This is a genomic window from Halomonas organivorans, from assembly GCF_014192055.1.
In the GTDB taxonomy this organism is placed as follows: Bacteria; Pseudomonadota; Gammaproteobacteria; order Pseudomonadales; family Halomonadaceae; genus Halomonas; species Halomonas organivorans.
The window spans coordinates 288,486-310,612 of sequence record NZ_JACHXM010000002.1; the positions used below are offsets into that span (position 1 = coordinate 288,486).

Consider the following 22,127-nt stretch of genomic DNA (forward strand, 5'->3'; position numbering starts at 1 on the left):
GGTCGGCAGCATCGTGACCGCCGTGTCCCGCTTCGTCGCCATGCTCGTGGGCCGCGAAGGTAGCCCCCTCGCGGAAGTCGTAGCGGGTCAGGCCCGGCACCTCCAGCAGCGCGACCGCGTCGGAATCGCCGGCCAGGGTGTCGATGGAGCGTTCGAGCCAGGGGGTCAGTGCCGGCCCCACCCAGAACACCACCTCGGCCCGATCCAGGCTCTCGGCCTCCGAGGGGCGCATCGAATAGCCATGGGGCGAGGCACCGGGCCGAATGACCATCTCAGGCGTGCCGAGATCCCCCATCACCTGTGCCGCCAGGGCCTGCACCGGCGGAATGTCTACCGCCACCCGGGGCACGTCGGCGACCGCGAGGGTTGGAGCGGCAAGCAGCGTAAGCAGCAGTGGGCGGGAACTGAGGGGCATGACGCATCTCCTTGGTGGGATCCTTTATGGAAGCGATTAAAATGTTATAACATAACTATAATTGCAACCCTCAATCTCAGGACCACGCCATGACGAGCCGCCCCGCTGGCCCTCACGCTCTCATCGACCCGCATACGGCCGAACGGCCCTCACGGAGGTATCCATGCCGCTGATCACCCTGCAAGACGTCGCGTTCTCGCGACGCGGCAATCACATCCTGCGTGGCATCGACCTCTCCCTGTCGAGCGGTGAGATCGTGACGGTCGTCGGCCCCAACGGCTCCGGCAAGACCACCCTGATGAGGGTGATCATCGGCGCCCTGGCACCGACCCGCGGCACCCTCACACGTCGACCGGGCCTGTCCATCGGCTATGTGCCGCAGCGCCTGCATATCGACGCCACGCTGCCGATGAGCGTGGCTCGCTTCATGGCCCTTCCAAGGCGCCACCCGGCCGACGCCGTACGCACCGCCCTCGAGCAGGCCGGCGCCGATGGACTCGCCGAGCGACAGATGGCCACCCTGTCGGGCGGCCAGTTCCAGCGCGTGCTGCTGGCACACGCTCTGCTCGGCCACCCCGACCTGCTGATCCTCGACGAGGCCAATCAGGGCCTCGACCATCGCGCCACCGCGGCCTTCTATCGTCAGATCGAACGGGTGCGACGGGAGATCGGCTGCGCAGTGTTGATGGTCAGCCACGAGCTGCACGCGGTGATGCAGGCCTCGGACCGGGTGATCTGCCTCAACGGCCATATCTGCTGCCAGGGCAGCCCCGAGACGGTGGCCGGCTCTCCGGCCTATCGCGACCTGCTCGGCCTCGACGAGTGCGACGCGGTGGGCTTCTACCGACATCATTCCTCTCCCGCGGAGGCCTCGGCATGATCCTCGACGACTTCCTGGTCCGCGCCGCGCTCGGCGGCACCGGCGTTGCCCTGGCGGCCGCCCCGCTCGGCTGCTTCGTGGTCTGGCGACGCATGGCCTACTTCGGCGACGCTACCGCCCACGCGGCCATTCTCGGGGTGGCGCTTTCCCTGGTACTTTCGACCTCGCTGTTTGCTGGCGTGCTGACGGTCTCGCTGCTGATGGCCCTGGCCGTGTCGGTACTGAGCGGTCGCGGCTATGCCATGGATACCCTGCTGGGGGTTATGGCCCACTCGGCACTGGCCTTCGGTCTGGTGGCCGTGTCCTTCGTCTCCGGCGTACGCATCGACCTGATGGGCTATCTGGTCGGCGACATCCTCGCGGTGAGCCGGACGGATCTGGCCATCATCTGGGGCGGCGCCCTGCTGGTGCTGGCCCTGCTCGCCTATCGCTGGTCGGCGCTGCTGACCGCCACGCTCAACCCCGATCTGGCCCATGCCGCCGGCCTCGACCCAAAGCGCGAACAGTTGGTGCTGACGCTGTGCCTGGCCATGGTGGTGGCGGTGGCCATCAAGGTGGTGGGCGTGCTGCTGATCGCCGCGCTGCTGATCATTCCCGCCGCCACGGCTCGACCATTCAGCCGTACCCCGGAACGCATGGCCCTGGTCGCGGCGGCCATCGGCATCCTCTCGGCCAACGGCGGTCTGGCCGCCGCCTATCGACTCGACACGCCCACCGGCCCCACCATCGTCTGCCTGGCCACGCTGCTGTTCCTGGCGGCCAGCCTGGTCGGCCATCACCGCGGTCGAGCGGCGGCCTCTCGGGCGCCGAGCCCGCGCTGACCCTGCGCCGCCGGCATTCCCTGCATGCCGGCGGCGCAGGAGACTCAGCCGGCCTGCCCGCCGGGCCAGTTCCACGCGCTACGCGCGACGGCGTCGTGGGCGTGCAGGCTCTCGGCGTGCACCACCCGCAGTCGAAAGCCGGCCACCCCGGGCTGCTCGCGCAGGGCGCGGTCCAGGCGCCGGGCGGCGTCCTCGCAGAACATCAGGTTCTGGCCGTTGGCCAGGGCGAAGGCCTGTTCGTCGACGCGCTTGACCGCCGTCTGCAGGGCGGTACCCAGGCTCGACTCCACCCGGTCGATGACCTCGACCACGGGCAGGGACTCGGCATCGGGGGCCAACCGCAGCTCGAGATGCGCCTGGCTTCGCTGGCTGTGCGGGGTGGCGACGATGCCCTGCTCGCTGCCCAGCCAGTCACGCATGGCCCGGAAACCGACGGCGTCTTGCTCGGCGAAATCACGATCGAAGCGTTCCTGTATCAGCTGGCGCGCCAGGGCCGCGGAGCAAGGGCAGGTCGAGGAGTAGCCGATGGAAAGCTCGAGCCGCGCCTCGAACCCCTGCGCCGTGAGCCGGCCACGCACTGCGAAGGGATAGGCCTTCCAACCCGCCAGCGGGCTGACCAGAGCGGGCCGGCGCAGCATGGCCTCCCCGCTCAGGTCGAGGAAGGCCTGCTGCGAGAGCCCGTGATGGCTGTCGAGAAAGTGCGCCAGCACCTCATTCAGGCGCCCCGGAGTCAGCTCCCGGTCGGTCAGGCGCTCCAGGGCCAGATAGAGCCGCGACATGTGAATGCCGCGTGCCTCGGGATCGTCCAGGCTGACGCCCGCATCGGCCCGGCCGGCCAGCGGGCGCCCCGCCACCTGCAGCGGCAGGTCGATGCCCTCCATGCCGACCCAGGAAAGGCGCCCCGGCTGATCGGCGGCGCCGTCGGCGATATCGATGAGAGACGTCGTCATCAGGCTTCCTCGGGATCGAGCGCGGCGGGAACGAAGTCGGTGAACGGATCAGGCAACGCACACCAGGCCTCGAGGCCCGCCGCCAGGGTCTCGTCATCGAGCAGGCAGTCGTCCAGGGCACGCCGCATGCGCGCCTCGTCCAGACCCTGGCCGATGAACACCAGCTCCTGGCGCATGTCGCCGAAGGGCTCCTCCCAGGCGCTGAGGATGGCGTCGCGGAAATCCGGGTCGGTCGGCCAGTCCGCCTCCGGCACCGCCTTCCAGAACAGCCCGGCGAAACCATAGTGGGCGATGCCACCTGCCTGGCTCCACTGGCCGGCGAAGCGCGGGCGCGAGGCCAGCCAGAAGAAGCCCTTGGAGCGCAGCAGCCTTTCCCCGAACCAGCCAGCGTGCAGCAGCGCGTGGAACTTCTGCGGGTGGAAGGGGCGACGCGCCCGATAGGCGAAGCTGCCGATGCCGTATTCTTCGGTCTCGGGCACATGCTCGCCGCGCATCTCCTTCAGCCAGCCCGGCGCCTGCTGGGCCCGCTCGAAGCTGAACAGGCCGGTGTCCAGCACCTTGTCCAGCGGCACCCGCCCCTGCGCCATGGCGATGACCTCGGCGTCGGGGTTGAGCGTGCGCAGCACGGCCTCGAGCTCGGCGCGCTGGGCCTCGTCGATCAGATCGGCCTTGCTGATCAGCAGCACGTCGCAGAACTCGATCTGGTCGACCAGCAGGTCGGCGACGTTGCGCTGGTCGTCTTCTCCCAGGCTCTCACCCGCCTCGGCCAGGGAGCGCGCCTCGCGGTACTGGGCGAGGAAGTTGGCCCCATCGACCACGGTGACCAGGGTATCCAGCCTGGCCAGCTGCGACAGGCTATACCCCGATTCGTCCTCGAAGGTGAAGGTCTCGGCCACCGGCAGGGGCTCGGAGATGCCAGTGGACTCGATGACTAACTGGTCAAAGCGCCCTTCCCGGGCCAGCCGCGCCACTTCCTCGAGCAGGTCCTCGCGCAGCGTGCAGCAGATGCAGCCGTTGCTCATCTCGACCAGGCGCTGCTCCGCCCGGTTGAGCGCCACGTCTCCCGGCGTGGCATCGCCAGCGTCCTGGCGCACCAGGGCGGCATCGATGTTGACCTCGCTCATGTCGTTGACGATGACCGCCACCCGCCGACCCTCGCGATTGGCCAGGATATGGTTGAGCAGGGTGGTCTTGCCGGCGCCCAGAAACCCTGACAGCACGGTGACCGGCAGGGGCTCGAACTGACTCATCGGGCCTCTCCTCTTCGCTTGTGGTAATGGTGTTCCCGCTGTTCCTGATGCTGCTTGGCCTCGACGCAGAGTCTGGCGGTGGGACGGAACATCAAGCGGGCCAGGCCGATCGGCTGCCCCGTTTCCTCGCAGTAGCCGTACTCGCCGTCATCCAGCCGGCGCAGCGCCGCGGCGATATTGCGCAGCAGGCGAGATTCACGATCCGCCTGGCGCAAGGCCAGCCGCATCTCCTCCTCGCCCGCCGCCTGATCGAGCTCGTCGCCGCCACGCTCATGGTGGGCGATCGACTCACGGACCTCGCGAAGACGCGCTTCGATGGTCTCCCGCTCATCGTGTAGACGACACCGGAAGAAGGCCCGCTGCTCGTCGTCCATGTAGGCATCATCGGACATCGCCAGCAGGCGACGCTCTTCTGCGCTGTATGCCATCTCGGTCTCTCTCCTGGCGTTGGAAGGCGAAGGGGTCGGTCGCTATCAGGGAGCTTTCAAGCCGAAGAAAGATACGTTATAACATACCAATAAAGCAACCTACCTTCCGTTCCGTCAGGAGTCTGCGATGCCGATGGCCGCCGCCCCACCCCTCCCCGATGACCTCGATGCCCCGCCCCATTGGGCGGAAGGCGGCGGCATCGAGGTGCTGCCGCGGATCTTCGAGGACGCCATCACCCTCGCGGTGCTGCGCCGACCGCTGTCCAGCGACCTGCTGGCCGGCGCCCTGGCTCAGATGCGCGCCAAGCGCCCGCTGTCGTTCTCCTGGCGCGGCGCACCGGGCGATGCGCTACGCGCCGACCTGCTCGCGACGCTGCACGCACCCGGCGTCTCGGGCCCGCTGGTGGAAGACATCGCGACCCTGGCCGAGGCCATGGCCTTCCTCTTCGACACCGACAGCGTGGGTCTGCGCCTGCGTGTCCTCGACGCTCCCATGTGCCCGCGCTTTCACTGTGACAACCTGCCGGTACGGCTGGTCACGACCTACTTGGGGCCAGGCAGCGAATGGCTGCCCGAGACGGCGGTAAACCGCGACGGACTCGGCGCGCCTCGTCCCGACAAGCCGCCGATCGTGACGGAGGACGGCGCCATCCGCCGGCTGGAGGCAGGCGACGTAGCGCTGCTCAAGGGCAGTGGCTGGGTCGGCAACGAGACCCGCGGCCTGGTGCATCGCAGCCCGGCGCTGGAGGCTGGCCAGCCACGACTGTTGATGAGCATCGACCCCGCTTGAGGCGGGTCGGGGGGCCTACTCGAACATCCAGCGCGACACCAGACGCACGACACGCGGCATGACCACATAGATCACCAGGGCCACGACGGTGGCCGCGATGAGGCCCTGCCGCACTCCCCAGGTAGCCAACGCCGGCTGAACGGCAAACAGCGGCTGCCAGAACAGCGGTACCAGCATGGTGAGCGGCCAGATCACGGCGGTGGTCACCAGCCACTGCTTCCAGCGAACCGGCTGCTTGGCCGTCGAGGTCGACGGCGTGAACCAGTAGTCGATACCGCTGTGGATCTCGATCGTTTCCTTGCGCTGCAGGGAGGGCAGGATCTCGTCGAGCAGCCGACGACGCTCGTCTGAGTGTCGCCAGCGCTCGGCCTGCTCCTCCGAAGCGAAGCGCACCGCGATCTCGTAGTCACAGCCATCCGCCGGGGGCCTCAGCACGTGCACGCCCTGGTGCCCACAGTAGCGTCCTGCCACATCGATGATGCGGCGCAGCCAGCCCTCGTAGTGCGCTCGAGCCTCCGGCCGCACGCGATGCTGAATGCGAATGGTGACGCTATCGCCCGACGGGGTCTCGGTCATGGGCAAGCCTTCTGTCGATAAATGACTTCTTTCGATAAATGACAAGGGGGACCGATCAGGCCTTCCAGGGCAGCGGCGGCGGCATCAGCGGCTCGCCATCGTAGTCGGGAATGTGGCCGAAGCGCTCGCTGCCGGCCTCCCAGTCGCGCTGGGCTTCAGCGATCTCGGCCTTGCTGTGGCCGACGAAGTTCCACCAGATCAGGATCTCTTCGCCCAGCGGCTCGCCTCCGATCAGGATGGCCCGGCCGCCGGCGGAAAGCGCCAGGGTGACGGCTTCGCGTCCCCGCCCCAGATAGGCCAGTTCATTGGCGACGAAGGTCTCTCCCTCGATGTCGATCTCCCCCTCCAGGGGAAGCACGCCGTACTCGAAGTCCTCGCGCAGCGAGAGCTCGATGCTGCTCGCCCCTGGGTTGGCCAGGTCCAGGCCGACCAGCGGTGAAAAGGCCAGCGTCGGGGCGCGACGGCCGGCAAACTCGCCGACGAGCAGGGTGAAATCGACGCCATCCTCCTGCCAGTTCGGCAGATCGGGATAGTGATCGAAGCGCGGGTCGGTGCGCCGGTCGGCCTCGGGCAGGGCGATCCACAGCTGGGCGGCGTGAAGATGGGTCTCGCCGGTCACCGACTCCTCGGTGTGGCTGATGCCGCGACCTGCGGTCATCAGATTGACCTGGCCAGGGCGAATCACCTGTCGGTTGCCGAGGCTGTCCCGGTGCAGCACTTCGCCCTCGATCATCCAGGTGAAGGTCTGCAGACCGATATGCGGATGAGGGCCGACCCGCAGGCCGCGGGAGTCGCCCTTGAACACGCTGGGACCGGCATGGTCGAGGAAGCACCAGGCCCCCACCAGGCGACGATGGCGAGACGGCAACACCCGATTGACCGGGATGCCGCCGACGTCGGCGGTGCGCGGCGGCACGTGCTGGACCTGGCGCTTGCCGTCGACGATCGGACAGTCGAGCGAGGACTGCGGCTCGGGGTCCTGAATCAAGCTGCTCATGGGCGATATCTCCTGCGTGGATAGCGAGACGGCTCGGCCCCGCGGGCCGAGCCGCACGAATCAGCTGCGCGCCTGCTGAGCATAGCTCTGCATCAGGTTGGCGTACGCCGGCAGATGGCCGGCCAGCAGGCCGCCGAAGCCCTCGATGTCGTTGCGCCAGTCGCGATGCAGCTCGCAGCCGACGCCGAACCAGGTCATCAACTGGGCACCGGCCTGAGACATGCGATCCCAGGAGGCGTCGCGGGTGGTCTGGTTGAAGGTGCCGGAAGCGTCGGTGACCACGAAGACGTCAAAGCCTTCCTCGAGGGCGGAAAGCGCCGGAAAGGCCACGCAGACTTCGGTGACCACGCCGGCGATCAACAGCTGCTTCTTGCCGGTGGCCTTGACCGCGGCGACGAAGTCCTCGTTGTCCCAGGCATTGATCTGGCCGGGGCGCGCGAAGTAAGGGGCATCCGGAAACATCTCCTTGAGCTCCGGCACCATGGGCCCGTTGGGTCCGTCCTCGAAGCTGGTGGTGAGGATGGTGGGAATATCGAAGAACCTGGCGATGTCGGCCAGCGCCAGCACATTGTTCTTGAACTCATCCGGGCTGAAGTCACGCACCAGGGACAGCAGGCCGGCCTGGTGGTCGACCATCAGCAGTGCCACATCGTCCTTGTTCAGGCGGTGGTAGGTGAAGGACATGATCGCTCTCCTATTGCATCGAGGGATAACCCGGCGGCTCGGCCGCCGGGATCGAACGCCAGCGGACATAACCTCGCTAGCCGTTCAAGGCGCCGTACTTCCCACGCTGGAAGTCGGCGAAGGCTTGGCGGATCTGCTCTTCGCGGTTCATCACGAAGGGACCGTATCCGACCACCGGTTCGTCGATGGGCTCGCCGCTGAGCAGCAGCAGCTTGGCGTCGTTGTTGGCCTCCAGATACAGCTCGTGGCCTTGGCGCTCGAAGGCCACCACGGCCTCGTCACGCACGATGGTCTCGCCGTTGACCTGCACGGTGCCCTCCAGCACCACCAGCAGGGTGGTATGGCCGTCCGGCACTGGCAGCACCGCGTCGCCGCCCGCCGCGAGACGTACGTCCCACAGCTCGATAGGCGTGAAGGTCCGGGCCGGTCCCTCATGTCCAAGATAGTTTCCCGCTACCACGCGGACGTGCCCGGCCGCGTCATTCAGCGGAACCGTCGGAATCGCACCGTCGAGCAGCGTCTGATAGGCCGCCGGAGCATCCTTGTCGCGAGCCGGCAGGTTGACCCATAGCTGCACCATTTCCAGTCGTCCGCCTCGCTCGGTGAAGGCCCGGGAGTGGAACTCCTCGTGGACGATGCCGGCCCCGGCGGTCATCCACTGCACGTCTCCCTCGCCGATCCTGCCGCCGCTACCGGTGGAGTCGCGATGCTCCAGCTCCCCCTCGTAGACCAGGGTCACCGTTTCGAAGCCGCGGTGGGGATGCTGGCCCACGCCGCGCGGCCGCTTGGCCGGCTTGAAGGTATGCGGGCCGGCGTGATCCAGCATCAGGAAGGGGCTGAGATGCTCGGCGCCCATGCGGTCGTAGGTGAACAGGGAACGTACCGGGAAGCCGTCGCCGACCCAGTGACCGTGGGGGGCACCGTATATGGCTTGGATCTGCTTCATGGTCAGGCTCCTGTGGGCAGGAAGGGCGCGCTGGCCCGATGCAGAAAGCCTATGAGAGGAACGCTGGATCGGCTAGATGGTAGAATTCACACACTGCGTTCCATATACAGGACGATAGAATGCGAGACCTCAATGACCTCTATTACTTCGTCCAGGTGGTGGACCATGCCGGCTTCGCACCCGCGGGCCGCGCCCTGGGCATCCCCAAGTCGAAGCTGAGCCGACGCATCGCTCAGTTGGAAGAACGCCTGGGAACGCGCCTGGTGAACCGCTCCACGCGCCACTTCTCGGTGACCGAACTGGGCCAGGCCTACTACCGGCACTGCGTGGCCATGCTGGTGGAGGCCGAAGCCGCCGAGGAGCTGATCGAGCGTCACCGAACGGAACCCCAGGGCAACGTGCGCCTCAGCTGCTCCCCCAGCGTGCTGCACTACCTGATCACGCCGCTGCTGGTGCGCTTCATGACCCAGTGCCCCAAGGTCAACGTCCAGGTGGAGGCCACCAGCCGACGCGTCGACGTGGTCAAGGAGGGCTTCGACCTGGCCATCCGCATTCGTTTCCCGCCGCTGGAGGACAGCGACCTGACCATGAAGGTCCTCGCCCAGAGCCCCCAGCGGCTGATGGCCGCCCCGGCGCTGTTCGAGACTCACCCCCGACCGAGGGTGCCCGCCGACCTGTCTCGACTGCCGAGCCTGGACTTCGAACAGTACGTCGGACAGCACTGCTGGGACCTGGTCGGCCCGGACGGGGCGAGCGCCCGGATCCAGCACCGTCCGCGCCTGGTCACCGACAGCGCCGAGACGCTGCACGAGGCGGCCCTGGCGGGAATGGGCGTGGTCAAGCTGGCGCTGCTGGTCGGCGGATGCGACCTGGCCGCCGGTCGACTGATCGACGTGCTGCCGGGGTGGTCGCCGCGGGGCGGCATCCTGCATGCGGTCTTTCCATCCCGGCGAGGGCTGTTGCCCTCGGTGCGGGCCCTGCTGGACTTCCTCGACGCGAACATCGAGGCCGAGGACGTGGCGACCCGGTTCCCGGAACTGAACGACAACGAGACCTCGCCTGCATCATGACGGCCGGCAAGATGAAAACATCGCGAGATCCGATGCCAGCGAACCCATTAAGCTGAAATCGACGACATCCACGCACGATGCACGGCTGCCCAAGCCCACCCTCGCGACGCTGCCTGTCGATCATGACTCGGTGAGGGCATATCCATGAAAGGCACGAAGGGATGGGCAAGCCTCCTGGCGGGGCTCGCGATGGTCGGTCCATGGGTGGGAGCTGTCGTCGCCGATGCCTCTGCGGTGACGCTCGACGAGATTCGCGCGGCCAACGCCCGCTTCGCGGACGTCAACGCGGCACTGGCGGCAGGCTATGTGCCGGATCCTTCCGGGCACTGCATCGACGCCGCGCACGAGGGGCTACCGGCCGAGCTGGGAGGAATGGGCATTCACTATCTGCGCCCTGACCTGCTGGGCCTGACCGCCAGCGAACCGCGCGTCGACGGCGAAGGCACCCACACCGACTTCCTGGATCCCGCCATCCTGCTTTACGAACCTCAGGAGGACGGCTCGATGATGCTGGTCGGCGTCGAGAACCTGGTGTTCCAGAAGGCCTGGGAAACCGCCGGCAACACGGCCCCGCCGCGCTTCGGATCACGCCAGTGGGACCACATGGCCGACGACCCGACGACACCCGCCGACGAGGCCCATGGCTTCGCCCCGCACTACGATCAGCACGTATGGTTTCGCGACAACCCGCGTGGAGCGCTCGAGCCCTTCAACCCCTCGGTCAGCTGCCGGCACCATCGGCTCTAGGCAATGTCGGAAAAGTGCCTGCGCTCGGCTATACGGCGTTAAAAATCGGCTCGTGCGCGAGCCCGGTCAAAGTACTCATTTACTGCCTGTAAACTCGCACGCGAGCCCGGTCCGTCTTTCCACCGATTTTTGCCTTGCGACCCACACGGAGGTGGGAAGTGCGTTGGCCCATCGGGAACTGGGCTAGCCCTAGCCTTCGCTCACCGACTTTTCAGACAAAGACTTGTGTCTCTCCTCTCTAGTCGCCCAAGACGGCTGCCGATACGATACGCGGCGCCCTAGCGCGCCGCGCCTTCCTGCGGCCGGTAGAAGGCGAAGCCTCCCACATCGACGGTCTTGGTGTACTGCGCCGCCCAGTCGGGCTGCATCGTCCTGAGATGGAAGTACAGGGCACCGTCGGTACGATCCGGCAACTGCTGGTTCAGGGCTCGCCGGGCAATCTCCTTGGCGATGTCGTAGGCGCCCTCCTCGTCCGCCTCGTCGACGCGCCCATCGCACCACCAGGAGAATTGGCAGTCGCCCTGCTCGAGCCCCTGCCTGACGACGCCGCACACGGTGTCGGGGAACCCCTCGTGGGCGAGCCGATTGATGACGACGCTGGCCACCGCCTCCATGTCGGCGACCGCCTCGCCCCTCGCCTCCCAGTAGATGGTGCGCACCAGGCAGGTGAGAGCATCGTCCAGAGGCTGTTCGCCCTCGGGGTCGACCGCCTGGGCCTCGGGCTTGTCGATGACCATGCCCGGTGATACCGAAGCGGCCTCTCCCTCCTCCACCACCGCCTGCTCCAGGCGCTGCGCCTTGCGCTCGGCGGCCTCCGCCTCGTCCGACCGCTCCGCTCCCGGCAGCGGCATCGCGATCAGGATGGCAAGGCAAAGCAGAAGGCAGCACGGGGAGCGATGCATGATGGAGTCTCAACGACGTCCCCGGGGGGGACCCGAGGAACGCGCGGTCGCGATATGAACAGTGTAGCGCGACGATGGGCCAGCCGCGCCATGGCGGGAGCTGCAACGTCTTCAGGCGGACTGGTGAGCCGCCTGAAACTCATGATCGACTTCTGATATGGGCTAGGCAAAACCGCGGATATGCGCCGCCAGCCGGGCCAGCTGCGCATCGTCGGCGCGGCGATAATCGTGGGAGGAAAGATAGCCTTCGTAGCGGTCGAAGAACTTGTCCACCCGCGACTCCACGGGCTGGAAGGCGGCGTCGTTGCCGGTACCGTGCATGGGAAACAGCTTGCTGTGCAGGTGATCGACGCCATAGCCCTCGAAGAACATGCCGCTGCGAGCGACGCCATCGAGGGAAGCATCCAGCAGGCGTGCCACCCGCTTGGTGGCAAGCATCAGCCCGGTCAGCACCTCGTCCGGCTGGTCGAAGGCATAGCTGGAATGGTGGGCCTTGGGGATCACCACAGAGAACCCCGGCGTGTTGGGAAAGATGGACAGGAAGGCCAGGTGCGATTCGTCCTCCCAGATGGCATGGCAAGGCGCCTTGCCGGCAACGATGTCGCAGAAGATGCAGCTCATGGGTGATGGCTCCTCGAACGCCGAAGTATCCGGCGAGCACCGTCACGCGACATGGCCCCACGACCATGCCGGCATGCTATCCTCCCGGGTTCGTTCTAAAGCATACCCTGCCCCCGAAGGAGATTCCCATGACCCAGGCCACCGCACGCCATATCCTGGTCGCCAGCGAAGAGCAGTGCCAGGCCCTCAAGGCCGAGATCGAGAACGGTCGCGACTTCGCCGAGGTCGCCCGCGAGCATTCCCAGTGCCCGTCCGGCCAGCAGGGCGGCGAGCTCGGCAGCTTCGGCCCCGGCCAGATGGTCCCCGAGTTCGACAAGGTAGTGTTCTCCGCCGACCTGAACCAGGTCCAGGGCCCGGTGAAGACCCAGTTCGGCTACCACCTGCTGGAAGTCACCAGCCGCGGCTGAATGCCTCACACCAGGCCGCACAAGGCCGCGCCGGGTACCCGGCGCGGCCTTTTCGCGTCGGGTACCCGGTGCCGTTGGCCCCGGCGCGGGTCGACCAGCAGGCAGGCGTTCAAGGCCACGAGGTTCGGAATGCCTGTGCCTCCAGGGCCAGGAAAACGTTAAGGTATTGCAGGATCCCGACGCGACCCGGGACAGACCGATCAGGGAGGTATCGAGCTTGAGCGAGCACAGCGTGATCCGCGTGGAGAGCCTGTCGAAGACCTACGACAGCGGCTTCCAGGCCTTGAAGAATGTCGACCTCCAGATCCGCCGCGGCGAGATCTTCGCCCTGCTCGGCCCCAACGGCGCCGGCAAGACCACCCTGATCAGCGTGATCTGCGGCCTGGTCAATGCCAGCACCGGCCAAGTGCTGGTGGCAGGGCACGACAACGTGAGGGAATATCGACGCGCCCGCAGCCTGATCGGCCTGGTGCCCCAGGAGCTGACCAGCGAGGCCTTCTCCACGGTATGGGACACGGTGAGCTTCAGCCGCGGTCTGTTCGGCAAGCCCCGGGACCCCGCCCACATCGAGCGGGTACTGAGATCGCTGTCGCTGTGGGACAAGCGGCGCAATCGGCTGATCACCCTATCCGGGGGCATGAAACGCCGGGTGCTGATCGCCAAGGCGCTGGCCCATGAGCCCGAGATCCTGTTTCTCGACGAGCCCACCGCGGGGGTCGACGTGGAACTGCGACGCGACATGTGGGAAGTGGTGCGCGGGCTGCGCGAGCGCGGGGTGACCATCATTCTCACCACCCACTACATCGAGGAAGCCGAGGAAATGGCCGACCGCATCGGCGTGATTCGCGCAGGTGAGCTGGTGCTGGTGGAAGAAAAGCGCGAACTGATGCGCCAGCTCGGCCGCAAGGAGCTGACCCTGCAGCTACGCGAACCCCTCGAGCGCCTGCCGGAGGCGCTGGACGGGCGGCGCCTGACGCTCTCAGAGGATGGCCAGGCGTTGATCTATACCTACGAGACGCGGCGCAACGGCGACGACCAGACCGGCATCGCCGAGCTGCTGGCCGACCTGGACGCCGCCGGCATACGTTTCAAGGACCTCCATACCCGGCAGAGCTCGCTGGAGGAGATCTTCGTCAGCCTGGTCAGGGAGGAAGCATGAACCTGGAATCCGTGAGGACCATCTACGTCGCCGAGATGGCGCGCAGCCTGCGCACCGTGCTGCAGAGCATCGTCTCGCCGGTGATTTCCACCTCGCTCTACTTCGTGGTGTTCGGCGCCGCCATCGGCACGCGCATCAGTGAGGTGGAAGGCGTGAGCTACGGGGCCTTCATCGTGCCCGGTCTGATCATGCTGATGCTGCTGACCCAGAGCGTTTCCAACGCCTCCTTCGGCATCTTCTTCCCGCGCTTCTCGGGCTCGATCTACGAGATTCTCTCGGCGCCGATCTCCTACTTCGAGGTGGTGCTCGGCTTCGTCGGCGCAGCGGCGACCAAGTCGGTGATCCTGGGGCTGATCGTGCTGGGCACGGCGAGCCTGTTCGTGCCCTTCTCGATTGCCCACCCCTTGGTCATGCTGCTGTTCCTGGTACTGACGGCGCTGACCTTCAGCCTGCTCGGTTTCATCATCGGCATCTGGGCCGACGGTTTCGAGAAGCTGCAGCTGGTGCCGCTGCTGGTGATCACCCCGTTGACCTTCCTCGGCGGCACCTTCTACTCCATCGACATGCTGCCGCCGATCTGGCAGGCGGTGACCCTGGCCAACCCGGTGGTCTACCTGGTCAGCGGCTTTCGCTGGAGCTTCTACGGAATGGGCGACGTCAGCATCTGGGCCAGCCTGGCGATGGTCGCGCTGTTCCTGGTGGCGGCGCTGGCCGTGGTGAGCTGGATCTTCCGTAACGGCTATCGTCTCAAGCCTTGACCCGGCGCAAGTCGCCCCCTTCCCGCCCCGGCTAGGCTGACGATACGTCATCCGCCGGGGAACCGGACCATGTCCTCACGCATTCTGATCCTGCAGGGCCATCCCGACCATCGCGCCGAACACCTCTGCCATGCCCTGGCCGACCACTATCGGCACGGCGCCGAGGACGCCGGCCATGAGGTCGCGCAACTCGACATCGCCACCCTCGACGTCCCCCTGCTGCGCAGCCGGCAGGAGTGGCAGGCCAGCATGCCGAGCGAAGCGCTGGCCGAGGCCCAGCGCGCCATTCTGCGCTGCGATCACCTGGTGCTGGTTTTCCCCCTGTGGCTCGGCGACATGCCGGCCATGGTCAAGGCCTTCCTCGAGCAGGTACTGCGTCCCGGCTTCGCCTTCGAGTACGCGGCCGGCGACCCGCTGGGCCACAAGGGCCTCACCGGGCGCTCGGCGCGGATCGTCGTCACCATGGGCATGCCATCCGCCGTCTACCGCCATCTCTACCGAGCCCACAGCGTCAAGTCCCTGGAACGTAACATCCTCGGTTTCGTGGGCTTCGCCCCGGTCCGCGAGACGCTGATCGGCTCGGTGGACAGCCAGGACGAAACGGCACGGGCGCGCTGGTTCGAGCATCTGGAACGGCTGGGCGCCACCGCCCGCTGACGGGCGCTGACGCCGCCGGCCGCTATCGCCGTCGCGCCGCGGCCGGTATCATCACCTCCCCCGTCCACCGAGGGAGGTCCCCATGCCGATCCTGCACAGCATCATCCATCGCATCGACAAGGGAGACGGCGAGACGCCGGCACGCCTGGTGCCCGCCGACGCGCCGCTGTCGCCGTCCACGGCCCTGGACGACCTGCTGGCGAAGCTCAACGACGCCTATCACGGCAAGGCCAAGAACTGGGGACGCTTCGCCGAGGAGCCACCAGCCGCCTTCGCCGCAGAGCTGGCGGAGTATCTCGCCGGCGAACGCGACTTCGCGACCCTGACCCGGGCACTGGCCGAGCGGCTCACCCCGCTGATCGACGATCACCTGCCGGTGGGCGGCCATCTACTGGCCGTCGACCATCGCCAGGGCGATGCCCGCTACCTGATCCTGGCACTACTGCACCACCGAGAGGGCTTCGCCATCGACGAGTCGCTGGGCGTGGTGCCCGACCGCCAGCTCAACCTGGCACAGATGACGCTCGCCGCCCGCCTCGACATCGGCCAGTGGCAGGCCGGCTCGGCGTCTCATCCCTACCTGTCCTGGACCCGCGACCGGGGCGGCAAGAAACTCGCCGAAGCCTTCGCCGAGACGCTGGGGGCCCGCGAGCAGCGCGACGCCGGCGAGGAGACGCGCACCCTGCTCAAGGCGTTCAGCGACTACGTCGAGCACGAGGATCTGCCCGAGGAGGCCAGCCGCGAGAAGACCGACGCCCTGGTCGACTATGCCAGCGATCAGGCACGGCTCGGCGAGCCGATCACCCTGGAGGAGCTCTCGGAGCTGGTCGATGAAGAGCGCCCCAAGGCCTTCTATGAGCACATCCGCAACAGCGACTACGGACTGGCACCGGAGATCCCCCCGGACAAGCGTACCCTGAACCAGTTCCGCCGCTTCACCGGTCGCGCCGCCGGCGTTTCGATCAGCTTCGACTCGCACCTGCTCGGCGCCGCGGTGGAGTATGACGAGGAAGGCGACCGGCTGATCATCAAGAAGGTGCCGAACGGCCTGCGCGACCAGCTCAAGCGCCGGCAATAGGCGTCGGCTCCCTCCTCCAGGCTACCCGCGCCCCGCCGAGGCGAGTCATGCCTTCGGCCCCCTGGAGTATGAGTTTTTTCGTATCGTCATCCCCTGTCGCCCCGGCTAACTTTTCTAAGAAGCAGGGAGGGGAAAAATGCGATACACAAAGAACGGGGAGGCCATGACCCCCTGGAGCGGCGAGTTCACGAATCGTCGCCAGGAAGCTGCCTTTCGGCGGTCGGTACGCGATACCACCGCCGGTCTGCTGCGCGCCGCCATGCTGACGGCAGCGCTGCTGTTCCTGGTGCTGGGTGTGGCGGATTTTCCCCGTCTCGGCCCGACCGACAGCTTCTTCCAACTGCTCGGGCTGCGGCTGCTGGCAGCCGCCGGTTGCCTGCTGACCTGGTGGGCCGTGCGCCGCAATCCCGACCTGACCTTTCGCTTCGCTCCGCTGAATCCGGTGATCTGGCTGGGCTGTACGGTGCTCATCCTGATCGTTCCACTGGGACCCGACACGCTCAGCACCCACGCACCTTCCGCGGCCGTGGCGGTGATGGCCCTGTATCTCTTCGTGCCCAACCGGGTGCCGTGGATGGTCGCCGCCAGCCTCTACCTGACGCTCGGTTTCCTGGCGACCACGGCGCTATGGGTATCAACCCCTCCCAGCGTGGTCCTGGTCCAGTCGCTGGTGCTGGGCTTTGCCAATGTGGTCGGCTTCTTGAGTGCGCGCCGCCTGGCGCGCCTGCAGCGCCGGCAATATGCCTCGCTGCTCGACGAGCGCGCCTACTGCCGGCGCCTCCAGGGAGAGATTCGAGAACGTGCCCGCCTGGAGCAGCGCCTGCGGCACATGGCCGGTACCGATGAACTTACCGGCCTGGATAACCGCCGCCGCTTCTTCGAGCGCGCCGAACATGCCTTGCACCGTACGCAGCGTCACGGCAGCCCCATGACCCTCTGCATGATCGACCTGGACCACTTCAAGACCATCAATGATCGCTACGGACACGCCGTCGGGGATCGCGTCCTGGTCCAGGTGGCCGGCCAGTGCCGCCGACATATCCGGGATATCGACATCATCGGTCGCATCGGCGGCGAGGAGTTCGTCATCGCCTTTCCCGACACCGACCTGGGCAAGGCCCTGGACATCAACGAACGCCTGAGACGCTGCATCGAGGCCACACCCACGCTGGAGCTGGATGTCCACGAACCACTTTCCGTCACCATCGGCATCGCCTGCATCGAGCCCGGAGAGACGACGCTGACTCCAGCCCTGCACAGGGCCGATGCCGCGCTCTATCGCGGCAAGGCCCTGGGCCGTAACAGAGTGATGGTCCACGGCGTCGAGGACGAACCACGCCTTGTCGTGGTAGATGGCTGAGACGAGACGGCGGCGGCGAGAATGGCCGAGACGATGTCAGCCGAGATACGGCATCAGCCACTCGCGCAGCTGCCGCCCCTGGAGCAGCCCCGCTTGTCGCGCCACCTCACGCCCCTCCTTGAACACCATCAAGGTCGGAATGCTGCGGATACCGAATCGCCCCGCCAGGGCCTGTTCCGCCTCGGTATCCAGTTTGGCGAACCGCAGGCGTGGCTCGAGCTCCCTGGCGGCCTCGGCGAACACTGGCGCCATCATCTTGCAGGGCCCGCACCAACTGGCCCAGAAATCCACGACCACCGGCAAGGTGCCGCGCTCGACCAGGGCCGAGAAGTTGTCGGCAGTCAGTGTGGCGGGCTCCCCGGTGAACAACGGCTGCCGGCACTTCCCGCAACGGGGAGCGGACGTCAGGCGATCGGCCGCAACGCGATTGACGGCGGCACAGTGGGCACAGCCCACCAGCAGGGGCTCGGACATGGCAGGACTCCGCTCTCGGACATGAAGGGACGACAATGCCGTCTCCACCACTTTCCGGCAATCCCTGTCGAGCCATCGCGCGCTGAATGTCGCTCAGCCATACGCCACGCTCGTGGCGAAGACGATCAGACTCAGAATAGCCCGAGTTGGCGATCGATCAGGGTCGCGAAGTCGTCGCCCACGAAGGGAAGGATGGCATCCGCCACCGGCTGCAGCTGGCTGGCCAGGTAGTGCTCGGTGTCGATAGCCGAACGCCGCTGTTCAAGGGGCTCCGGGCCCGCCACCGTCATCACGTAGCGGATCCAGCCGCCATGCTGATACTGGCGCGGGCGCCCCAGCCGGCCATTGAGCTCGTCGGCGAGTCGTGCCGCACGCACATGGGGCGGCACGTTGCGCCGGTATTCGGCTAGGGGGCGCCGCAGTCGCTTGCGATAGACCAGGCGATCGTCGAAGTCGCCGGCCACCGTGCGGCGCACGTAGTCGCGCACGAAGTCCCGATGAGGCTCGCCGGCGAAGATGCGCCGGTAGAGTTCCTGCTGGAAGGCCTTGGCCAGCGGCGTCCAGTCGCTGCGCACGCTTTCCAGCCCCTTGAAGACCATCCGTTCTTGCCCTGCCGAGTCGCACATCAGCCCGGCATAGCGCTTCTTGCTGCCCGCCTCGGCGCCGCGAATGGTCGGCATCAGAAAGCGACGGTAGTGGGTCTCGAACTGCAGTTCCAAGGCACTCTCCAGGCCGTATTCCCGGGCCAGGTGATCGCGCCACCAGGCATTGACGTGCTCCACCAGGCGCCGACCGATCGCCGACGCCTGCGCGTCTGGATACTCGCCACCGAGCCACACGAAGGTGGAGTCGGTATCGCCGTAGATAACGGTATATCCCTCGGCCTCGATCAGCGCCCGGGTGCGGCGCATGATCTCGTGGCCACGCATGGTGATCGACGAGGCCAGGCGTGCGTCGAAGAAGCGGCAGCCCTTCGACCCCAGCACGCCATAGAAACTGTTCATGATGATCTTCAACGCCTGGGAGAGCGGCGCGTTGCCCGCTCGCTTGGCCGCCTCGCGCCCTTCCCAGACGCGCGCCACGATGTCCGGCAGGGCATGTCGCGAACGCGAGAAGCGCGCCCCGCGAAACCCCGGTATCGAGGCCGCGTCCGAGGGCTCGGCGAGCCCTTCCACCAGCCCCGCCGGATCGATCAGGAAGCTACGGATGATCGAGGGATACAGGCTCTTGAAGTCGAGCACCAGCACCGAGTCGTAGAGGCCGGGACGAGAATCCATGACGAAGCCGCCGGGGCTCTCGACGGCTTCTGCCTCGCCGAGGTTCGGCGCCACGAACCCCAGACGGTGCAGGCGCGGCAGGTAGAGGTGGGTGAAGGCCGCCACCGAGCCGCCGGTGCGATCGGCGGGCAGCCCGGTCACGGTGGCCCGTTCCAGCAGGAAGTCGAGGAGCTCGGTCCTGGCGAAGATCCGGGTCACCAGCTCGCAGTCCTTGAGGTTGTAGCGCGCCAGCGCCGGCTTGTCCTCGGCGAACATGCGCAGGATGTCCTCGAGGCGCTGGTAGGGGTTATCGATGGACTTGCCCTCGCCAAGCAGCGACTGGGCGACGGCTTCCAGCGCGAAGGAAGGAAACTGCCAGGTTGCCGAGCGCAGGGCCTCGATGCCATCGATGATCAGCCGACCGGCCGCCGAGGCGACGAAGCGATTGGCCTGATGTCCCAGGGTGTGGCACTCCAGCTCGGCGCCGCCACGGCCCAGGCGCAAGGGCACGCCGAGCCGCCGGGCGTGTTCCTGCAGAATCCGCAGGTCGAACTGCACCAGGTTCCAGCCGATGATCGCGTCGGGGTCGTGCTCGGCGAACCACCGGTTCAGTCGCTGCAGGAGCGCCGCTCGGCTATCGCAGTAGTCGAGGCGGAAGTCGAGATCCTCGGCCGTGCCGTTGGCCGGGCCCAGCATGAACACCTGCCGCTGCCCGACACCCTCCAGGGCGATGGAGTACAGCTCGCCGCTCCCGCTGGTCTCGATGTCCAGCGACACCATCGTGAGCCGCGGACGGTAGTCAGGTGCCGGCTTGAGCCGCGTTGCGACCATGCCGCCATCGCCGTCGGGGTGACCGTTCACCGAGACGGGCGCGGTGATGAAGCGCTCCATCAGATAGCGCTCGGGTGGTCGAACGTCCGCCTCGTAGACTTCCACGCCGGCGTGCGTCAGGCGCCGCTGCAGGGCGATCAAGCGTCGATGCTGCCGGCAGTAGAGCCCCAGCACCGGTCGCCGATGAAAGTCGCGCAGCGCAAGGGGACGCAGCTCGACGCCGGTTTCGGCGTGCAGCACGGCCTCGGCGCGCTGGCGCTGTGTCGCCGGCAGGAAGGCCACCGACGGCTGCGGCGGCACGCGCACCCGCAGGGGGCCCTCCTCGGTGGCCAGCCAAAGTGCCATCTCGTTGCCCTCGGGCGTCTCCTGCCAGTGCCGGCTCAGGATGAACCCCTGACGTGTCGCCACCGCCGCTCCTCGTCTCCTCGCGTGTCGGCATGATCTTACCTCGCCGTCGGTGGACTCACACGTCGATCACCAGGTCGGGGATGAACCGAGGCGGCTCGACCTCGCCCGGGTAACCGCCGGGGTTGGCCACGACCCGGGTACCGGCCATCCGGAGATCCACCGGCTCATGCACGTGGCCGTGGATCCACAGATCCATCCGCCCCATCAGCGACGAAAGCCGGGAGGCGAAGGCCGGCGACAGGGGATCGCCTCGATAGCGCGGCGGAATGCAGCCGGCCAGAGGCGCGTGGTGGCTGATCACCACCCGCCTGCCGGCGAAGGGCCGGGCCAGCTCCCGGGTCAACCAGGCCATCGACTCGGCGTGCAGGCGACGGCTTTCCGCGGGGAGGAAGACCGACCCCGCGGGCTGCTCGATGATGCGGTAGTCCGGCATCCAGCGCATCGCCGCCCGCTCCGTCTCGGCAGGATCATGTCCCGGGTCGTCGTCATACAGTGCGAAGTCGGTCCACAGGGTGAGCCCATGGAAACGCACGCCTCCCAGGGTAAGGCTCCGGGAATCCAGCAGATGGATACCCAGCCGCTCGGCTTCCGAGGCCATCTCGGGGCGCAGGGTCGCCATGCAAGCGCCGTAGTACTCATGGTTGCCCGGTATATAGAGAATCGGCAGGCCCGCGAAGTGTTCGGCGGCCCAGGCAAGGCCTCGGCATCCGACATGGATGTCGCCGGCCAGCACCACCGCATCGGCGTCGGTTCGGGGCAGTTCGCGCCCCGCCTCGAAGTGTTCGAGATGCAGATCGGACAGTACCCGTAGCCGCATGCTCAGCCGCGGTCGCTGAGGGCCAGGCGCACGCCCAGGCCGATGAACAGCGTGCCGAGCCCCCGCTCGAGCCAGGCCCCCAGCCGCCGCTGGGCGCGCAGGGCACCGGCCAGCCGCGCGCCGAGCAGCACCAGGGGCGGCTCGATCAGCGCGGCCACGGCGATGATCAGCGCCCCGTGCAGGGCCAGTTGCAGGCTCGCCGGCCCCGCCCCGTCCACCACGAACTGGGGCAGGAAGGCCAGGAAGAAGATCGCCACCTTGGGGTTGAGCAGCGAGACCAGCACGCCCTGGCGATAGATCGCCCCCGTGCGGGGAGTGGCAGCCTGTATCGGCCTGGCCGCACCGCCATGGCGACCTCGGAGGGACTGGATACCGAGCCACACCAGATAGGCCGCCCCGACCCACTTCACCGCGGCGAAGGCCAGCGCCGAAGTGGCCAGGATGGCGGACAGTCCCAGCGCCGCCATGATCACGTGTCCACCGGCGCCGCTCCATACGCCGAGCATGGCGGCCACGCCGCCCCGCCGGCCATGGCGCGCGGTCTGGCCCAGAATGAAGGCCATATCGGGCCCCGGCGCCAGGTTCAGCAGCACCGCGGCGGACAGGAAGGTCATCCAGTGCGTCAGGGGATAGTCCAGCATCGACGGGAACCTCGGCGAGCAGAGGCAAGATCTCACTACGCTAGGCAAGTCCAGGCAGCGCGTCCAGTGGCCCGACCGGGCAACATAAAAAAAAGCCTCCCCGAAGGGAGGCCAGTTGGAGCACGCCAGCTCACTCGTCGTGTCGATTGCCTTACAGCGACGCAACAACAATCGACGACACGACCGAATCCGGGTCCCGGGCAC

The 22,127-nt window shown here is 67.2% G+C and carries 25 protein-coding genes; 11 read left to right on the top strand and 14 right to left on the bottom strand.

What is annotated here, in order from left to right; all coding sequences use genetic code 11:
* The coding region (locus FHR96_RS04005) for a metal ABC transporter solute-binding protein, Zn/Mn family (RefSeq protein ID WP_183386365.1) at window positions 1-415 on the bottom strand (415 nt) is incomplete at its 3' end.
* Between the two features lie 163 nt (window positions 416-578).
* Here FHR96_RS04005 and FHR96_RS04010 point away from each other — a divergent pair.
* Together FHR96_RS04010 and FHR96_RS04015 are read left to right on the top strand one after the other, a co-directional pair.
* Window positions 579-1,295, top strand: coding sequence for a metal ABC transporter ATP-binding protein (locus FHR96_RS04010; RefSeq protein ID WP_183386366.1), 717 nt, complete (start codon window positions 579-581; stop codon window positions 1,293-1,295).
* Entirely contained in the window at window positions 1,292-2,116 is an 825-nt protein-coding gene (locus FHR96_RS04015) for a metal ABC transporter permease (protein WP_183386367.1), read from the top strand. Before FHR96_RS04010 ends, FHR96_RS04015 begins: the two co-directional genes overlap by 4 nt.
* Window positions 2,117-2,160: 44 nt before the next feature.
* Here FHR96_RS04015 and folE2 read toward each other — a convergent pair whose 3' ends face one another.
* Genes folE2 through FHR96_RS04030 form a run of 3 tightly spaced genes read right to left on the bottom strand, consistent with a single transcriptional unit; the run spans window position 2,161 to window position 4,744 of the window.
* On the bottom strand, window positions 2,161-3,066 hold the full coding sequence (folE2, locus tag FHR96_RS04020) for a GTP cyclohydrolase FolE2 (RefSeq protein ID WP_183386368.1): 906 nt from the start codon (window positions 3,064-3,066) through the stop codon (window positions 2,161-2,163).
* Entirely contained in the window at window positions 3,066-4,316 is a 1,251-nt protein-coding gene (gene zigA, locus FHR96_RS04025) for a zinc metallochaperone GTPase ZigA (protein ID WP_183386369.1), read from the bottom strand. Before zigA ends, folE2 begins: the two co-directional genes overlap by 1 nt.
* Window positions 4,313-4,744, bottom strand: coding sequence for a TraR/DksA family transcriptional regulator (locus tag FHR96_RS04030; RefSeq protein WP_183386370.1), 432 nt, complete (start codon window positions 4,742-4,744; stop codon window positions 4,313-4,315). Before FHR96_RS04030 ends, zigA begins: the two co-directional genes overlap by 4 nt.
* A 127-nt stretch (window positions 4,745-4,871) precedes the next feature.
* On the opposite strand from FHR96_RS04030, the gene FHR96_RS04035 reads away from it, so the two are divergent.
* On the top strand, window positions 4,872-5,534 hold the full coding sequence (locus tag FHR96_RS04035) for a DUF1826 domain-containing protein (RefSeq protein WP_183386371.1): 663 nt from the start codon (window positions 4,872-4,874) through the stop codon (window positions 5,532-5,534).
* 15 nt (window positions 5,535-5,549) lie between these two features.
* Here the strand turns inward: FHR96_RS04035 and FHR96_RS04040 are convergent, their stop codons facing one another.
* The 4 genes from FHR96_RS04040 to FHR96_RS04055 all read right to left on the bottom strand — a co-directional run bounded on the left by FHR96_RS04040 (window position 5,550) and on the right by FHR96_RS04055 (window position 8,737).
* Complete coding sequence (locus FHR96_RS04040) at window positions 5,550-6,110, bottom strand: antibiotic biosynthesis monooxygenase (protein ID WP_183386372.1); 561 nt, start codon at window positions 6,108-6,110, stop codon at window positions 5,550-5,552.
* Between the two features lie 55 nt (window positions 6,111-6,165).
* Window positions 6,166-7,107, bottom strand: a complete 942-nt coding sequence (locus FHR96_RS04045; RefSeq protein WP_183386373.1) for a pirin family protein — start codon at window positions 7,105-7,107, stop codon at window positions 6,166-6,168.
* Between the two features lie 60 nt (window positions 7,108-7,167).
* Entirely contained in the window at window positions 7,168-7,791 is a 624-nt protein-coding gene (ycaC, locus tag FHR96_RS04050; protein WP_183386374.1) for an isochorismate family cysteine hydrolase YcaC, read from the bottom strand.
* 76 nt (window positions 7,792-7,867) lie between these two features.
* On the bottom strand, window positions 7,868-8,737 hold the full coding sequence (locus FHR96_RS04055; RefSeq protein WP_183386375.1) for a pirin family protein: 870 nt from the start codon (window positions 8,735-8,737) through the stop codon (window positions 7,868-7,870).
* 119 nt (window positions 8,738-8,856) lie between these two features.
* On the opposite strand from FHR96_RS04055, the gene FHR96_RS04060 reads away from it, so the two are divergent.
* Together FHR96_RS04060 and FHR96_RS04065 are read left to right on the top strand one after the other, a co-directional pair.
* Window positions 8,857-9,807: a LysR substrate-binding domain-containing protein gene (locus FHR96_RS04060; RefSeq protein WP_183386376.1), complete on the top strand. Its 951-nt coding sequence runs from the start codon at window positions 8,857-8,859 to the stop codon at window positions 9,805-9,807.
* A gap of 189 nt (window positions 9,808-9,996) precedes the next feature.
* Window positions 9,997-10,554, top strand: coding sequence for a hypothetical protein (locus tag FHR96_RS04065; RefSeq protein WP_183386377.1), 558 nt, complete (start codon window positions 9,997-9,999; stop codon window positions 10,552-10,554).
* 278 nt (window positions 10,555-10,832) lie between these two features.
* On the opposite strand, the gene FHR96_RS04070 is transcribed toward FHR96_RS04065, so the two are convergent.
* A complete protein-coding gene (locus FHR96_RS04070) occupies window positions 10,833-11,456 on the bottom strand; it encodes a cell wall hydrolase (protein ID WP_183386378.1) in 624 nt (207 codons plus the stop codon).
* Between the two features lie 162 nt (window positions 11,457-11,618).
* A complete protein-coding gene (locus FHR96_RS04075; protein WP_183386379.1) occupies window positions 11,619-12,077 on the bottom strand; it encodes an HIT family protein in 459 nt (152 codons plus the stop codon).
* 128 nt (window positions 12,078-12,205) lie between these two features.
* On the opposite strand from FHR96_RS04075, the gene FHR96_RS04080 reads away from it, so the two are divergent.
* The 6 genes from FHR96_RS04080 to FHR96_RS04105 all read left to right on the top strand — a co-directional run bounded on the left by FHR96_RS04080 (window position 12,206) and on the right by FHR96_RS04105 (window position 17,496).
* Window positions 12,206-12,484, top strand: a complete 279-nt coding sequence (locus tag FHR96_RS04080; RefSeq protein WP_183386380.1) for a peptidylprolyl isomerase — start codon at window positions 12,206-12,208, stop codon at window positions 12,482-12,484.
* 217 nt (window positions 12,485-12,701) lie between these two features.
* Window positions 12,702-13,643: an ABC transporter ATP-binding protein gene (locus tag FHR96_RS04085; RefSeq protein ID WP_183386381.1), complete on the top strand. Its 942-nt coding sequence runs from the start codon at window positions 12,702-12,704 to the stop codon at window positions 13,641-13,643.
* A complete protein-coding gene (locus FHR96_RS04090; protein WP_183386382.1) occupies window positions 13,640-14,401 on the top strand; it encodes an ABC transporter permease in 762 nt (253 codons plus the stop codon). Before FHR96_RS04085 ends, FHR96_RS04090 begins: the two co-directional genes overlap by 4 nt.
* Window positions 14,402-14,470: 69 nt before the next feature.
* Window positions 14,471-15,058, top strand: a complete 588-nt coding sequence (locus FHR96_RS04095; protein WP_183386383.1) for an NAD(P)H-dependent oxidoreductase — start codon at window positions 14,471-14,473, stop codon at window positions 15,056-15,058.
* Between the two features lie 82 nt (window positions 15,059-15,140).
* Window positions 15,141-16,136: a nucleoid-associated protein YejK gene (gene yejK, locus FHR96_RS04100; protein ID WP_183386384.1), complete on the top strand. Its 996-nt coding sequence runs from the start codon at window positions 15,141-15,143 to the stop codon at window positions 16,134-16,136.
* Window positions 16,137-16,272: 136 nt separating this feature from the next.
* Window positions 16,273-17,496: a GGDEF domain-containing protein gene (locus FHR96_RS04105; protein ID WP_183386385.1), complete on the top strand. Its 1,224-nt coding sequence runs from the start codon at window positions 16,273-16,275 to the stop codon at window positions 17,494-17,496.
* 36 nt (window positions 17,497-17,532) lie between these two features.
* Here the strand turns inward: FHR96_RS04105 and trxC are convergent, their stop codons facing one another.
* The 4 genes from trxC to FHR96_RS04125 all read right to left on the bottom strand — a co-directional run bounded on the left by trxC (window position 17,533) and on the right by FHR96_RS04125 (window position 21,923).
* Window positions 17,533-17,970, bottom strand: coding sequence for a thioredoxin TrxC (trxC, locus tag FHR96_RS04110; RefSeq protein WP_183386386.1), 438 nt, complete (start codon window positions 17,968-17,970; stop codon window positions 17,533-17,535).
* Between the two features lie 131 nt (window positions 17,971-18,101).
* A complete protein-coding gene (locus tag FHR96_RS04115) occupies window positions 18,102-20,465 on the bottom strand; it encodes a DNA polymerase II (RefSeq protein ID WP_183386387.1) in 2,364 nt (787 codons plus the stop codon).
* A 55-nt stretch (window positions 20,466-20,520) separates the two neighbouring features.
* On the bottom strand, window positions 20,521-21,282 hold the full coding sequence (locus FHR96_RS04120; protein WP_183386388.1) for a metallophosphoesterase: 762 nt from the start codon (window positions 21,280-21,282) through the stop codon (window positions 20,521-20,523).
* 2 nt (window positions 21,283-21,284) lie between these two features.
* Window positions 21,285-21,923: a LysE family translocator gene (locus FHR96_RS04125; protein ID WP_183386389.1), complete on the bottom strand. Its 639-nt coding sequence runs from the start codon at window positions 21,921-21,923 to the stop codon at window positions 21,285-21,287.
* Window positions 21,924-22,127: the final 204 nt, after the last annotated feature.